The organism is Photobacterium sp. Alg240-V54 (assembly GCF_900537155.1).
GTDB lineage: Bacteria > Pseudomonadota > Gammaproteobacteria > Enterobacterales > Vibrionaceae > Photobacterium.
This window is the reverse complement of the sequence record NZ_UNRL01000004.1, coordinates 42671-57413: the sequence shown is the minus strand read 5'-3', so window position 1 is coordinate 57413 and position 14743 is coordinate 42671. Positions and strand designations below refer to the sequence as shown.

The following is a 14743-nucleotide window of genomic DNA, read 5'->3' as shown; positions in this document are numbered from 1 at the left end:
AAACATCAGGATATACGATAAAGCATATATAACAAGTGTACGAATAAAAAAAAGTGACCTTAACCACTTCAATTATTGGGTGAGGTAAATATTATTCCAATAAAATCTTTATAAAGGCAGTCACATTTTACGACAAATCGCAAATATCATCATAACAATGAATTTTTTTTCTTAAATAGAGGACGACATATACAATATTAGATTCAATGGTTGATTAATCCTAACAGATAGTGACTAATACGATATAAGCATACATTTTATTAATCGTTCATTACATATTTAACAAAAAATATTGATTAATACGAAAATATACCAGCTAAAAATTATAGGAAATATTTTTATGAGCGATAAAAATCGCGGATTATTATTAGCTTTCATTGGCATAATGATACTGAGCTTTGATAGCTTATTTGTAAAACTATCAGATTCAACCGCATGGAATGTACTTTTTTGGCGTGGCGCGTTTCAATGTATTGTTTTAGTCATTGTGCAACTACTTTACAACCGTAAGCAATTTACTGCTGAAATATCACGTCCTTCTTTATCTCTTTTAGGATTAGGCTTTATTTTTGCAGCTTCTACTGTCTGTTTTATAGAATCATTACATTATACTCAAGTCGCAAGTACGCTGGTGATCATTAATACAGCCCCTTTCTTTACGGCTATTTTAGGTTTCTTAATATTAAAAGAAAAACTCAAATGGCCAACATTACTGGCTATCGGTGTCGCGACAAGTGGTATTTGGATTATATTTGCTTTTGCCCCTGCTGGCGGACAATGGGTCGGAAATCTACTGGCATTGATTACTGCATTAGCAACAGCTATCTACCTTGTCGCTATGCGTAAAACAAAAGGTGAACAAGCGGCAAACATCTTGATTGTAGCCGGATTTATGATCGCTGTATTTGCTTATATTCGAGGCGCGCAACCTTTTTCACTATCACATATTCAAATGCTATATTTATTAGTATTAGGCGGGATCATTGTACCGGGTTCTTATCTCTGTATTTCAAAATCAACAGCCTATATTCCTGCTGCTCAAACAAGTTTAATTTTATTAATGGAAATCCTATTAGGCCCTTTATATGTATTTTTAGTGCTTGGTGAGCAACCGTCTTTAAATGATATTTTAGGTGGCGCAATAATTTTAATTACCTTGGGACTTTATACTATATGGGATGTGAAACAGTCAGGGTGATATGTAATTTCGTTATAAAATTATCGCCGTTCATCATTAACACGGCGATAATCTATCGAGATTTTAGTGTTTACTTATTTAATATTTACACGAAGGTTATTTTTATTGTCACGATTTTGGCGAATATGTTCATCGCTTTGAGCAATATTCTCTTGTTTCGCAAGACGATCGTATAAAACAACATTAACGGATGCTGCTAAGTTCATGCACCCTACAGTTGGTACATAAACAACGTGATCAGCGTTATCTGCTACGTCTTGTGAAATAGAACCATCTTCAGGACCAAAAATATAAATCGCTTTTTCTGGATGCACAAAATGCGGCAGTAATGTTGCGCCTTCAGCAAAATCGACACAAACAATTTTCATATCTTGTGGCAGATTATCAAGCATGGACTCAACACCAGATAATGGAATGCTCTGCGCCATCTTCTTTGTATCGGTTTGAAACTTTGCAGCTTTATCGTAACGGGTTCCGGTATAAATAACAGCATCCGCTTTATAACAGCCAGCAGCTCTGAGTACTGCACCTATATTAGTTGGACTTTTAGGATTGCTTAATCCAATGATGACTGATGCATCTTTCATGTCAGAAATACCTTATTTTTTCGCTTAACCGCAACTATAAATCAAGCGGTTATTATACTGAAATTACTACTTTACAGAAAGTGGTAACCAAACTACCCACTAACTCTCGTTATTATCCATCAAACGTTTAAACAGCCACCCTTTAGCTAAAGTGTCGATTGTTTGCTGCATTAAGGCATCTATCTGCTGAGCTTTATTAGCGTCATACATATCAAGGATAGTGGTAAAGAATGGCATATAAGGCATGATTGAAATATATAGCGTACTAGTTTCAGGCATCGCCTTTACTTCAATATTATAAGCTTTCAGATTACGCGATCCCTGAGCGATAATGTGAACTAAATTGACACGTATAATATTCAGATCATTGTCATCAATAACAGCACGATAGCCTACTCGTATTTGAGCGTCACCCAGCATGTGATAGCTATCATCAACAACAGCTATTCCGTTATCGATTAACGTTACAAACATATCAGCTTGTTCAGAGCACACATCTGTTACAGACAGCGAGTCGTCACAAAAATCATCGATAGAATCATCCTCAAAATCGTCATCAAATATAGATCGAGTATACGTTTTTACGCTGTAGCTGGTCATACATATGCCTTAACAGTTAGTTGAATAAAAATAAATAACAAAGTCGATAATGGTTATACGGAATTACCTTGGTTGTGCAAGAACAATTACACAACCGTTCATAAAACCACCATTTTTAATTTAATTATTTAAATAGTTCTGTTTCATTTTAAGTGCCACGTTCACTAAAGCAATTAATACTGGCACTTCGACCAAAGGACCAATAACACCAGCAAATGCTTGATCTGAATTCAATCCAAATACCGCAATAGATACAGCAATGGCTAATTCAAAATTATTACCTGTTGCTGTAAAAGCGATAGAGGCGTTCTTGTCATAAGGAAGACCGATCTTCTTACCAACAAAGAAGCTAATAAAAAACATCAATACAAAATAAATAACCAAGGGAACAGCGACACGAAACACATCCATTGGCAATGCTAAGATCATATCGCCTTTAAGGCTAAACATAAGCACAATTGTTGCTAACAGCGCAATGAGTGTAAGCGGTGATATACGAGGAATAAATACATCGTTGTACCACAGCTCCCCTTTCTTAGCGACCAACAGCTTACGGCTAAGAAAACCTGCAATAAAAGGAATGCCAAGGTAAATAAATACACTTTCAGCAATGTTCATTATCGAAATATTCACAACAACACTTTGATAACCAAAAATAGGAGGCAATACTGTAATAAACAGCCACGCCATAAAGCTATAAGTAAAAATTTGAAACACACTGTTTAGCGCAACCAGTGTCGCTCCATATTCTTTATTGCCGCCACCAATATCATTCCATACAAGTACCATTGCAATACAACGAGCTAAACCAATCAAAATAATGCCGACCATATAACCGGGATGATCTCCCAAAAAGAGTAATGCGAGGCTAAACATTAAAATTGGGCCGACAATCCAATTCATGACTAACGATAATGTCATGGCTTGCTTATCTTTGGTTACACTCCCCATTAAGCTATAGTTCACTTTAGCCAGCGGCGGATACATCATAAGGATTAAACCAATCGCCAGCGGAATGTTAGTACTGCCAACAGACATCGATTCATTCCACTGCGCTACATCAGGAAATATAGCTCCAATACCGACACCAATAATCATTGCAGCAAAAATCCACACGGTTAGGTAACGATCAATAAAGTGCATTTTATTATTTGAACGTTTTACATTTTCACTCGTCATAGTAACCTTCTATTTTAATAATCGTTAATCGTCGAATAACGATTAAAATTGGTAAATAATTTTTTGTTATCAAGATCTTTAGTCATACGTTAAGACAAAAAGCTGGCGAATCTAGTATGGAATTTATCAAGTGCTTCACGATGAATGCGATAACATACTTTAGGAGGATTTGGCTCTGCTGTAATAAAGTCAGCTTGCTTTAATATACGCAAATGTTCAGAAACCGTTGATTGTGCTAAACCCAATTCAGAGACTAAATCACTGTTCAAACAGCCATTCACCGCATCTAAACTGTGCAGAATATATAAAATACGCAGCCTTGCTGGATGCGATAGTGCTTTCGCTTGTGCAGCTAACATTTGTTCATCATTAAGTTGTTGGTCTGTTGCCGTAAAGGAAATATAACAAGAACTCGAGCATTTATTATTCATCTGTTCACACCTAACCGTTCATCGTCGATTAACGATACTAGATATTCAACTTTGATGCAAAATAAATTAACACCGAACATTTTAAATTCAAACAGCCTTGAGTAAAAAACGCCAATAAAAGGATACTCTCAACGGTATATTTAGCTAAAATACTAGCAATACTGTATTAAGATAATACTTATTTTATAGGATTAATTCATTGACTTTTGTTTTAGATAATATCGGCACAATAACGTTATTTTTATTAGTGTTTACTATTGTTGTTAGTTGGTTATTTCGCTCTAAAGAGTTTGCCATCATTAGAGGCGTTATTTTAACGGTTTATAGTTTAGTTTTTGTTACTATATTTGGCACTCTGGTTAGCTTCATTCCTCCTTTGATAATATTGTTGTTATATAGTTTAGTATTTATAGACACCTTGCTTCTTATTCGACCAAAAATGCAACCTCTTTGGGTTCGCATTGTGATAAATTGGCCTGGGCAATGGTTTTTAGGTGCAACAATAATCGCCTTCCCTTGGGCACTATGGTTAGTATTTTTTAACAATGCTGATTTTTTGTATGTCCCTTATATACTTGGTTTAATCGGTATATTACAAAATTTCCGTATTTCTGAAGAAAGTGTTGTTATAGATTTAAATGATAATGCACAACCATCACAGCTAAGTCGTTTAGAATTAGCGCCATCACGTTCAAATAATAACGACACACTGCAGATTATCCAGTTAACCGATCCACATTTAGGCCCATATATGTCTGTTGCTCGACTTCAGCATATTTGTAAAAACGCAGTCGATAAACAACCGGATCTTATTTTATTAACGGGCGATTTTTTGACCATGGAGTCAAAAGGATCAGTACAAACATTGTCACAGTCACTTCAGCCATTAAAAGACTATCGCGGTAAAGTGTTCGCTTGTATGGGTAACCATGATTACGAAGCACCTGAAATAGTAAAAACAGCCTTAGCTAACAATAATATTACTTTGTTGATAGATGAAGCACTGGTAGTAGAAACTAGACTTGGGCCTGTTGAAGTTATTGGCTTTGATTCTCACTCTAAAGATAGAAAACTTAAACTCAGTAACGCAATCAAAAGCTTACCTAATGAAAAGAATGTCATCGCAAGTATTGCTATGCTACATGATCCAACTCACCTTTCAGATCTGCCTCTAGCGAGCCACCCTATTGATTTATATTTAAGTGGTCATACACATGGTGGTCTTATGGGACTTGTCAGTTTAGGATTAAAAACGACAGTAATCAGTCTATTTTCAAAATCGCCAGATCATGGCTTATGGGGAATAGATAATACTAAGCTATATGTACATCGAGGTACTGGTCATTATGGCTTTCCTTTTCGATTAGGTGTACCCACAGAGCATAGTGTTATTAAAGTGACATTAAAGAAATAGAAATAGAAATAGAAATAATATTAACAGTAATAGTACAGTGATAATTTAGGCTTCGATTGACTGTGCTATTACTGCCATCAACTCATCTCTATCTGACTCCCTACCATCACCTCCCCCTAAATTGATATTTAGCTCAACCATATTCATAGTGTCGATAAAAACAGCATAAATAACATTACCTCAACAAATATGGCTTTTTTTATCTTTTTATGTCAGAAATTTACCTTTTGACCACTAGCCGTATCGTTAACAATTTACTCATCACTGATTTTTGCTCTGTTCGAGCATAATGTTAACCATGGATGAACGTGATGACCCACGAAAAACATACGGCAACGCAAGATGTTACAAATCCGTCACGACGGAACTTCCTGAAAATTGGCGGCGCGACCGCGGTAGCAGCATCTGTTGCTGGTGCCATTGGTGCTGGCTTCCAGCTAGGTCGCGATCCTGACAGCTATGTGGGCTGGGGGCGCACCGAAGAAGGCAAAGATATGTTCTTTGAGCGAGATTCATTCCGTGTCGATTATCCACCAACATTTCGTAAAGTCGCTCAGATTGAACGTCCAGAATGGGCTTCTCACTTATTTAACCGTACTGGTAGCTTCCGTAATGCGTTTAACGAAGGCTGGACGCCAGATATGGGGCTCGATACCTTTCCTGACGAACGTATCCGCATTTACTACCGTGATATACCAGATCGCTTTGAAGAAATGCTACGCGCCTTCCGTGAAAATGAATCTCGTAAAGCCAATATAGAGCGTTTACGTGATCAATTTGCCATTGGCTGGGCGTACGATTGTGCTCATGAGAAAGCCGCATATGGAACTCACGATCACCCAATTAAGTTTCCTAAACCACCAGAAGGCCCACCGGAAGTAGCAGATTACTACTTTGTCGATCCTAGTCGCAAAAAACTAGACTTTAAATCACCACAACATGCGTCTGAATTAGTGAAAACCATGGCGCATCAATTTGGTGCCAGCTTAGTCGGTATTACAGGCATACACAAAGAGTTCATTTTTAAGAACATGATGCGCGGTGTTGATAGCTGGGGTGAAGATGTACCAGCTCACTGGAAATCCATCGTAGTTATCGGGATTCCTATGAACTGGGATCCAATGTACTCGGCGATCGGTTATTCCACCTCGTACGACGCATATCACAAGTGTCGCTTGGCAATTGGTAAACTACAAATCTTCCTTGGTGAACTAGGTTATGGTTCTCGCTGTCAAGTTCCGGGTAATGATTATGAAATGACTATACCACCATTGGGTGTACTCGCAGGTTTAGGTGAAGCCAGTCGAAATGGAACACTGATGACTCCAGAGTTAGGGACTAATGTTCGTTTAGCAGCTTTAATAACCGACATCGAACTTGAACATGACAAGCCAGTTGATCTAGGCATGCAGCACTTCTGTCAGGACTGCAAAATTTGCGCAACAAGCTGTCCATCAGGCTCAATCTCATTGTCTGACAAACCCGACACCGTGATCAGGGGCTTCAAGCGTTACGACTTCAATCAAGATAGTTGCTACCGTATGTGGCAAAGTGGCCCAACGGCGATGGGTATGGGCTGTCGTGCCTGTATTTCTGTGTGTCCTTACACTCGTAAAAATAACTGGATCCATACCATTGTACGTGAAGCCGATCCTCGCGATAAAACGGGCTTAACACGCACCGCTCTATTAGCGATGCAACACAATATGTTCTATTACCCTGAAGCAGAAGCCTACCACGGCGATTGGAATGGAGGCCACATGGCAGGCTATCACCAGCCACCAGAGTGGATGCGTACAGAAAACTTCTTCAATGTTGATAAAACTTGGCAATACGACGGTAACTGGGAGGGGATCTAATGTTTCCACAAGCGACTATACTCGACCCACTATTTTGGATGGTTATGGGTGCGATACAGCTTTATCTGTTTCAAAACGCACGCTACTGGGCAGCAGAATTCAAACTTAATATGAACCCTGCTAAATGGTTACTGGTTGGAGGTTGGTGGGGCTCTTTTCTCCTTACAATTGCTGGTGCCTTTACCTTACTTGGGGAAAATGAAGGTAATGCTGGTTGGTACTTCCTTGGCGTTGTCGGTACAGCCTTAGTCATTGCTGGCTTTGGTATAGCGCGTCTACTGATTTGGCTACGCGACCGCCATACAATTAAGACAGTGTAATCCCATCATTTAAGCCATTTTGCCCCTGCTGTTGTGCAGGGGCATACTTGAAACGATCACTAAGAGACATCACCATGTTATCGCAACACACTCTCGATCAAATAACTGCTCTTTCATCGCTGTGCATGCATACTCTCGAGTCTGAACTCGATATTGATGCCATTACGTTGGCCGTGAGTGAGCAAGCCAAACTCCTACTCACTCAACGCGTCAATAGCCTAAATGGTGACGAACCAGCCGCCTTATATAGCTGGATTGAACACCAAGCCTTACAAATGGAGGTTAACCTTTGGTTAGCGCAATTAGGGTTTGATGGACTGGGTACAAATGGCATTGCCGCTGAACATCAACAGCGTTTTCTCGCGGGTTTAATTCAACTGGGGCTACCTGAATCAGCTCTGACCTGCATTGGCCGTGGACAACAAAGTGAAGAGCAACACAATAAGTCACACCAGCAAAACTCGATAACTACAATTCAATACAATGCATTAGAATTGCTACGAGGCAAAGCTCTGTCTGCCTTAGGCCAACCTGAGGCCGCGATTTCGTGTTATTTAGCGATGTCATTGCGACAACCAGAAGATTACGCGCCCTATTTCCATCTTGCAGGCGAATATATGCGCCTAGGTCGACATGCTGACGCATTGCGTACATTTGATCAAGTAATAGAACGTATACCAACGTTACCAGGTCCATGGCACAACAAAGGCGTCTGCCTATATCAGTTAGAAGATTTTGAACATGCTATTGCTTGTTTTGAGCAAGCTTGTACTTTATCTTCGAACTTTGCAGGCTCGTGGATAGCGCTCGGTAAATGTCATTTGTCACTCGATAATACTAATGAAGCTTGGCGCACATTACAGCACGCTCTTACTTTAGGTGATGCCCATCCTGAATTGCACAAAACCCTTGGGCTCACAGCCAAAGCGATGGGCCAACAAGAGATCGCAGCAGAGTATCTCAACCAAGCCTTAGAAAGTATGCCAGATGAAGTCGGATTATACCTTGCTCGTGCGGAATGTCTGGTTAGTATTAAGCAATACCAACCAGCATTAAATGATCTAGTGCGTCTAAAAGCAATTGAACCATACAACATCCGCAGTTCCGCATTGGAGTTTGAATGCTTATTTGAATTACAACGGTATGCTGAGGCAGAGCGTTGCTATTACTTCTTACAAGGCATGCATCCGCAAGCCACAATACCATACGCTGATGCCCTTAAAACAATCCACCAACAAGTCAAAATCATAACCCAGCCTGTTATTACTGCGGCTACAGTTACGGCTGACGGAAACAAGGAGGAACACTAGTGCACTTAAAACGCGATCTGCTAGAGAAAGTCGCCATTGTTGCGACGCTATTTATCTTGTTTTTTGCTTGGCTTTTGGGCGGATTACGCCAAGATAGCAGCGTTCAGAAAACCCTTTCACAAGCGACACCGAGTGGACTCGTGTACACCGCTATGGGTCAAAACCTTTGGCAAGCACGTGCACGAGATAGTAACCTTGACGCAAACAACCCGACAACATGGCTTTCTCTTGCTACAGCTGTCGGCTATGGAGGGCCACTAGAAATCGTCACCGCGATCGATAACGTAGGTGAATTAACCGGTATTGCAATTACAGCCAGTGCAGAAACCGAATCTTATCTCAACCAAGTAATTGATAGTGGTTTTGTTGATGATTTTTTAAATAAAAAGGCTCAATCATTACCTTTAATATTACCCATAGTTGATGGAACATCTGGAGCAACCCTTACTAGCAAGGCGATACACCAAGCCATACTTATCAGCAGTCAGCACAGCGCCCGCGATGGTTTACAACAAACGATCCCACCAATTTCCACTTCAGCATTATCAATGCCTAATTGGATGGATGGATTAGCACTTGTTTTATTCATCGCAGCTATCGTAATAAACCAAGCTGGTTTCAAATGGAAAGTGGCAAGTCGTCGCATCATCATGGGTGTATCACTGATCATGTTAGGCTTCTATGCAGCAGCTCCTTTTGGTCTAGGTACTGTTGGTTATCTGCTAAATGGTTTCTGGGTGGATGGCGTAGCCAGTTACACCTCCCTGATGCTGTTACTATTTACTGTTGGTTATTTGCTATTTTCCAACAAAAATATCTACTGCAACACTGTATGCCCCTTTGGAGCAGCACAGGAATGCATTGGTAAACTCAATAAAGCAAAAGCATGTAAATCCAATCATCCTTTGATGCTATGGTTTCCACGTATACTGGTTACGTTCACCTTAGCATTGGGATTGTATTTCCGCAGCCCGTCATCATTCAGCTTCGAGCCCTTTGGCATGGCGTTTAACATGATTGGTGGACCGATCCTTTTTGCCTTAACCATTCTTGTGATACTAACATCATTGTTTATCCACAAACCATGGTGTCAAACTTTATGTCCGATCACCCAGACTATGGCTTTCCTGCGTGCAATGAAGCTATGGGGGAAATCGCTAACTAAGAAAAAACGTTCTGTTCGACCGACAAAACAACAGGAGAAACCGCATGCGCGATAAAATATCGTTCGCCTTTTTTATCATTGCTAACGGCCTTATCGTAGCCCATGTTGTACAAACAGCGATGAGCTTAAACACTCATTCTCAGCAGCAAAATGCTATTTATCGAGTGTTGAGTACCGAAACTAAAGCGGCCGTGACCACTCCGGTGAAAATTGACTACAAGCGCCTAGCCGAATTGAATGCCGAAACTTCTAAAGCTGAAGGTTGGTAGCTATAGGGAGAGACTTTATCATGCCATTATAAACAGTGCGCATATTCACATTTCTATCAATAAAGGGCGAGATTATTTATCGCCCTACCTAAAACCGAATGTAAATCAAAGACAAATAGACCAGAGTGAATAAAGTACACGCGTGATAGTAAAAGAGCATTATTCATATGTCGCTAAGTACTCAAGAACACCAATCCATTCAGCGTATTGCATTCAATAGCCAAGATTGTAACCTCGTTGAGATAACACTGCGTCCTCTACGCACCCTGCTAACAGAAATCGACCGTTATCCTCTCACCACTCCACACCGTTTAGATTTCTACTCACTGATCTACATTAATCATGGTGAAGGGCTACACATGATTGACACCAAGCCGTTTCGCTATCAACCGGGAAGCCTTTTTTTGATTGCTCGCCATCAAATTCATCACTTTATTCTCAATGAACACAGTGATGGCTATGTTATGACCTTCACCGATAACATGTTGTTTGCTGGTGCAGATGACACTTTCAAACCTGATATCATTGCCATGTTTGAGCATATTAATCATTGCCATGCTCCAGATTTGGCAGAGTCTTTTGCTGAGATCTATGCTGAATTTCAAAGCAGACACCCTCATCGCAACGACATGTTACATTGCCTGCTTCGCAGTTTAATTCACCGCATCTATCGTGCTAACCTCAAATTGGCACAGTTCACACCACTACAACCAACAAGGTTGTTCGATCGCTTTCGCGCTGCAGTAGAACAACATTTTCATCAACATCACCACGTGGCGGAGTATGCCAACCTATTAGGGTGCTCAAGTAAAAAATTGGGTAGCGTGTGCAAGCAGCAAACCGGACTCAGTGCTAAACGTTTGATCGATGACCGACTACTATTAGAAGCAAAACGGCTGCTGGCCTATACTTTTTTATCTATTGGGGAGATTGCGATCCAACTGGGTTTTGAAGAGGCGACCAACCTAGCAAAATTTTTTCGTCGCCATACGGAATTGTCCCCTCGCGACTTTCGCTCAATCAGCCGTCTAAATTACCAGCAAAATGGTCAAATGGGATACTAACACCAATCTAACTAAAATTATGATCTAATTGAAACCATCATTTTTAGATGAGATTCGCTATGGATAGCCTAGATAATACCGACTTTAAAAAGCTTGCTCGCCAACAAAAAACAACTCAAATGAAAATGAGGTTACTTGCCTTAGAGCACTTCAAGAAAGGTAAATCTCGTACTCAAATTGCTAAATATCTCAAAGTTAGCCGAACAAGTGTTAATAAATGGGTGAGCGTTTTTCTTGAAGAAGACCTAGAAGGACTTCAAGAAAAACCGCGAAGTGGGCGTCCTACATTTCTCACACCTAAACAACGTGAGCAGTTATCTAATTATATTAAACTTAAAGCTCAAGATTCTTCTGGTGGCGATTAATAGGTGCAGATATTCATGCTTACATTATCAAAGAATTTGATAAAAACTATCATCCAGATTCTATCTATTATCTACTTAAGCGCATGGGCTTTTCGTGGATAACATCACGGTCAAAACACCCAAAACAATCACAGCAAACTCAGGATAATTTTAAAAAATTTAAAATTGAAACGATCCTTAAGATCCCAGGACATATAGGGCTCGATAAGGTCGATGTATGGTTTCAAGATGAAGCAAGGTTTGGACAACAAAATACGAGCAGTCGATAAATCAACGTCTGGAAAGCGACCTATAGCAATGCTGGTTTTCTTACCATTGATTTGATAACGCAATAAGAATCGCTTACTGCCTGTCTTACCCGATAAGCATTTTAAGCCCGTTACATCTGTATCGGAAAATTCAAGCTCTGTTGAGGGTGAATCTATTGGGTTACATGGTAACGATTTAAGGTTGGTAGTGGTAAATTTAAACTTCTTTTTCATGCTAACTCCAATTTAGGTAGCAAAATCAAAGAAGTAATATAGGTTTGAAGTTTGTTTTATTGCAGTAAGTTTAAAATGTGATCACTCTCAATAATCCAATAATAAACATAACGCATAATAATTTTTTAATATTGGTAAAAAATATGTCTCTTAAAATATATCGAATAGATACTAGCTTCTTTGGAAAAATGAATAATCGAATGAAGAAACCAGATCTTCCAGTAGCGATTACAGCAAGTTTATTTAGTGGCATGATAAAAAATTATAAAGATTACAAAAGAGATAATTCTTTCGTTCTTAGTAATAAAGATGAAATTGATCGCTTCACTGAAGCTTTTGGTAATGATTGGGTTGAAGATCAATATTATATTCGACATCCTAAATCAACACGTACAAACTATTTAATTCCGGCAAGTCAATTTCATAAATATATCATGAGAGAGCAAATTAGCGATATCATTTCATATGTCAGAGCCAATTTAAGAGTAAAAGAATTAGATCTTAACGTTAAGACAAGCAAGGCTGGTTCAATCGGCTTGAAAGGTATTATTGATAATATCCCTATGGAAGGTTCCACAAAGCTAAACATGGCGGATGAATATACCGTCAAAATAAAATGTTTATCTCCATTAAAAGCTTCTGAAAAGAAAACAGAATACTTATGGATTGATGAATTCCCTCATATAATCGAGTTAGTTGATAATGCTTCTAATGGATTATTTGGTTTAAATGAATCATTTGATTTGAGCTTTGGTCTTGATATAAGTGCTGCTAAATCGATTGGGGCAAATTTAAATTATCATGGTCAAACTCAATTTAACTTTACCGTAATTGCAGGTTAGAACTAAGAATTTTCTTGTCATCACTAAATATCTAGTGGTGACAAATCCTTATAAGAATACCCACCTATAAAATTCACCTCCCCCAAATAATCTCTTGGCGTACAAGATATGGACATTTAAACGCCCTAAAAAGCGTTAGATTATGTTGGAATTTTCAGGACAGTAATCGGCTATGAATTTTCAACACACCCGGATATGAGCAGGAACGGCAGTTTCACGAAGTGATTTTAACGGAATGGGACAGGAAGTTGACCAGAAAAAGACAGGGCTAAGTTTTTGATTAGGCTAGAAACAACAAAGCCCCAGCGTGAGCTGAGGCTTTATCATTTTAATTGGTGCCCGAGGACGGACTTGAACCGTCACTCCCGAAGGAAACGGATTTTGAATCCGTCGTGTATACCAATTTCACCACTCGGGCTTTTATTCTCAAAGAGAATGGAGGCGCGTCCCGGAGTCGAACCGAGGTACACGGATTTGCAATCCGCTGCATAGCCACTCTGCCAACGCGCCAACGTTTCCCTAGCCTGTTGTTAATTACTTAACAACCTAAATAGATGGTGCCCCGGGCCGGACTTGAACCGGCACAGCGCGAACGCCGAGGGATTTTAAATCCCTTGTGTCTACCAATTCCACCACCAGGGCACGCAATTTCTTGCGATGGGTAAGACACCATCTGTAAATACCGCCTAAGCCGTATTTTTTAATTTGAAGCGACACACGAGATTCCCGATCTTATAAACTCAGGCGTGACCTCAACATTGTTGAGTCACCTCTTGTATTGCTGAATACTGACAACGTCAATATTTCCAAATTGGAGCGACACACGAGGTTCGAACTCGTGACCTCAACCTTGGCAAGGTTGCGCTCTACCAGCTGAGCTAGTGTCGCATATTCTCAAAGAGAAATGGAGGCGCGTCCCGGAGTCGAACCGAGGTACACGGATTTGCAATCCGCTGCATAGCCACTCTGCCAACGCGCCAACGTTACTAGGTTTCCCCTAGCCTGTTGTTAATTACTTAACAACCTAAATAGATGGTGCCCCGGGCCGGACTTGAACCGGCACAGCGCGAACGCCGAGGGATTTTAAATCCCTTGTGTCTACCAATTCCACCACCAGGGCACGCAATTTCTTGCGATGGGTAAGACACCATCTGTAAATACCGCCTAAGCCGTATTTTTTAATTTGGAGCGACACACGAGGTTCCCGATCTTGTAAACTCAGGCGTGACCTCAACATTGTTGAGTCACCTCTTGTGTTGCTGAATACTGACAACGTCAATATTTCTAAATTGGAGCGACACACGAGGTTCGAACTCGTGACCTCAACCTTGGCAAGGTTGCGCTCTACCAGCTGAGCTAGTGTCGCATATTCTCAAAGAGAATGGAGGCGCGTCCCGGAGTCGAACCGAGGTACACGGATTTGCAATCCGCTGCATAGCCACTCTGCCAACGCGCCAACGTTACTAGGTTTCCCTAGCCTGCTGTTAATTACTTAGCAACCTAATAGATGGTGCCCCGGGCCGGACTTGAACCGGCACAGCGCGAACGCCGAGGGATTTTAAATCCCTTGTGTCTACCAATTCCACCACCAGGGCACGCAATTTCTTGCGATGGGTAAGACACCATCTGTAAATACCGCCTAAGCCGTATTTTTTAAT

15 protein-coding genes, 9 tRNA genes and 1 pseudogene are annotated in these 14743 nt (G+C 40.3%); 11 read left to right on the top strand and 14 right to left on the bottom strand.

The window, feature by feature from the left end; translation table 11 throughout:
• Window positions 1-340 precede the first annotated feature (340 nt).
• A complete protein-coding gene (locus G6R09_RS12055; RefSeq protein WP_163922666.1) occupies window positions 341-1198 on the top strand; it encodes a DMT family transporter in 858 nt (285 codons plus the stop codon).
• 74 nt (window positions 1199-1272) lie between these two features.
• Here the strand turns inward: G6R09_RS12055 and G6R09_RS12050 are convergent, their stop codons facing one another.
• The 4 genes from G6R09_RS12050 to G6R09_RS12035 form a co-directional block, all read right to left on the bottom strand.
• Window positions 1273-1785: an RNA methyltransferase gene (locus tag G6R09_RS12050; protein WP_163922662.1), complete on the bottom strand. Its 513-nt coding sequence runs from the start codon at window positions 1783-1785 to the stop codon at window positions 1273-1275.
• A 99-nt stretch (window positions 1786-1884) separates the two neighbouring features.
• Window positions 1885-2385, bottom strand: coding sequence for a hypothetical protein (locus G6R09_RS12045; protein WP_065168635.1), 501 nt, complete (start codon window positions 2383-2385; stop codon window positions 1885-1887).
• A gap of 120 nt (window positions 2386-2505) precedes the next feature.
• Window positions 2506-3564 (bottom strand): ACR3 family arsenite efflux transporter, encoded by a 1059-nt coding sequence (gene arsB / locus G6R09_RS12040; protein ID WP_163922659.1) that lies wholly within the window; start codon window positions 3562-3564, stop codon window positions 2506-2508.
• Between the two features lie 89 nt (window positions 3565-3653).
• Window positions 3654-3995 (bottom strand): helix-turn-helix transcriptional regulator, encoded by a 342-nt coding sequence (locus G6R09_RS12035; protein ID WP_163922656.1) that lies wholly within the window; start codon window positions 3993-3995, stop codon window positions 3654-3656.
• A 463-nt stretch (window positions 3996-4458) separates the two neighbouring features.
• Between G6R09_RS12035 and G6R09_RS12030 the strand changes: the two genes are divergently transcribed.
• From G6R09_RS12030 to G6R09_RS20005, 9 genes and pseudogenes are all read left to right on the top strand, one after another.
• Window positions 4459-5409, top strand: a complete 951-nt coding sequence (locus tag G6R09_RS12030) for a metallophosphoesterase (RefSeq protein WP_163922654.1) — start codon at window positions 4459-4461, stop codon at window positions 5407-5409.
• A gap of 311 nt (window positions 5410-5720) precedes the next feature.
• Window positions 5721-7268, top strand: a complete 1548-nt coding sequence (locus G6R09_RS12025; protein WP_087843357.1) for a 4Fe-4S dicluster domain-containing protein — start codon at window positions 5721-5723, stop codon at window positions 7266-7268.
• Window positions 7268-7588 carry a hypothetical protein gene (locus tag G6R09_RS12020; protein ID WP_163922651.1) on the top strand — a complete coding sequence of 107 codons (321 nt, stop codon included), beginning with the start codon at window positions 7268-7270 and terminating at the stop codon, window positions 7586-7588. Before G6R09_RS12025 ends, G6R09_RS12020 begins: the two co-directional genes overlap by 1 nt.
• A 47-nt stretch (window positions 7589-7635) precedes the next feature.
• Entirely contained in the window at window positions 7636-8898 is a 1263-nt protein-coding gene (locus tag G6R09_RS12015) for a tetratricopeptide repeat protein (protein WP_163922648.1), read from the top strand.
• Entirely contained in the window at window positions 8898-10118 is a 1221-nt protein-coding gene (locus G6R09_RS12010) for a 4Fe-4S binding protein (RefSeq protein WP_163922645.1), read from the top strand. Before G6R09_RS12015 ends, G6R09_RS12010 begins: the two co-directional genes overlap by 1 nt.
• Window positions 10108-10332 carry a hypothetical protein gene (locus G6R09_RS12005; protein WP_163922642.1) on the top strand — a complete coding sequence of 75 codons (225 nt, stop codon included), beginning with the start codon at window positions 10108-10110 and terminating at the stop codon, window positions 10330-10332. Before G6R09_RS12010 ends, G6R09_RS12005 begins: the two co-directional genes overlap by 11 nt.
• Before the next feature lie 167 nt (window positions 10333-10499).
• Window positions 10500-11396, top strand: coding sequence for an AraC family transcriptional regulator (locus G6R09_RS12000; RefSeq protein WP_087843352.1), 897 nt, complete (start codon window positions 10500-10502; stop codon window positions 11394-11396).
• 59 nt (window positions 11397-11455) lie between these two features.
• Window positions 11456-11761 carry a helix-turn-helix domain-containing protein gene (locus tag G6R09_RS11995; RefSeq protein ID WP_163922640.1) on the top strand — a complete coding sequence of 102 codons (306 nt, stop codon included), beginning with the start codon at window positions 11456-11458 and terminating at the stop codon, window positions 11759-11761.
• Window positions 11761-11859 (top strand): annotated as a pseudogene (locus G6R09_RS20005) (winged helix-turn-helix domain-containing protein); the annotation flags it as partial. The gene G6R09_RS11995 and the pseudogene G6R09_RS20005, both read left to right, overlap by 1 nt.
• 30 nt (window positions 11860-11889) lie before the next feature.
• Here G6R09_RS20005 and G6R09_RS19930 read toward each other — a convergent pair.
• The gene (locus G6R09_RS19930) at window positions 11890-12243 is read right to left on the bottom strand and encodes an Arm DNA-binding domain-containing protein (protein WP_240345740.1); all 354 of its coding nucleotides are present in this window, start codon (window positions 12241-12243) and stop codon (window positions 11890-11892) included.
• A gap of 200 nt (window positions 12244-12443) precedes the next feature.
• Here G6R09_RS19930 and G6R09_RS11980 point away from each other — a divergent pair, with 200 nt between their 5' ends.
• The gene (locus G6R09_RS11980; protein ID WP_163922638.1) at window positions 12444-13085 is read left to right on the top strand and encodes a hypothetical protein; all 642 of its coding nucleotides are present in this window, start codon (window positions 12444-12446) and stop codon (window positions 13083-13085) included.
• A gap of 333 nt (window positions 13086-13418) precedes the next feature.
• Here the strand turns inward: G6R09_RS11980 and G6R09_RS11975 are convergent.
• From G6R09_RS11975 to G6R09_RS11935, 9 genes are all read right to left on the bottom strand, one after another.
• Window positions 13419-13503, bottom strand: a tRNA-Leu gene (locus G6R09_RS11975).
• Between the two features lie 18 nt (window positions 13504-13521).
• Window positions 13522-13595, bottom strand: a tRNA-Cys gene (locus G6R09_RS11970).
• Window positions 13596-13640: 45 nt separating this feature from the next.
• A tRNA-Leu gene (locus G6R09_RS11965) sits at window positions 13641-13727 on the bottom strand.
• Window positions 13728-13897: 170 nt separating this feature from the next.
• A tRNA-Gly gene (locus G6R09_RS11960) sits at window positions 13898-13973 on the bottom strand.
• Window positions 13974-13990: 17 nt separating this feature from the next.
• Window positions 13991-14064, bottom strand: a tRNA-Cys gene (locus G6R09_RS11955).
• A gap of 54 nt (window positions 14065-14118) precedes the next feature.
• Window positions 14119-14205: transfer RNA gene (locus G6R09_RS11950), tRNA-Leu, on the bottom strand.
• A 170-nt stretch (window positions 14206-14375) separates the two neighbouring features.
• Window positions 14376-14451 (bottom strand) — tRNA-Gly (locus G6R09_RS11945).
• A 16-nt stretch (window positions 14452-14467) separates the two neighbouring features.
• Window positions 14468-14541: transfer RNA gene (locus G6R09_RS11940), tRNA-Cys, on the bottom strand.
• Between the two features lie 52 nt (window positions 14542-14593).
• Window positions 14594-14680, bottom strand: a tRNA-Leu gene (locus G6R09_RS11935).
• Window positions 14681-14743: the final 63 nt, after the last annotated feature.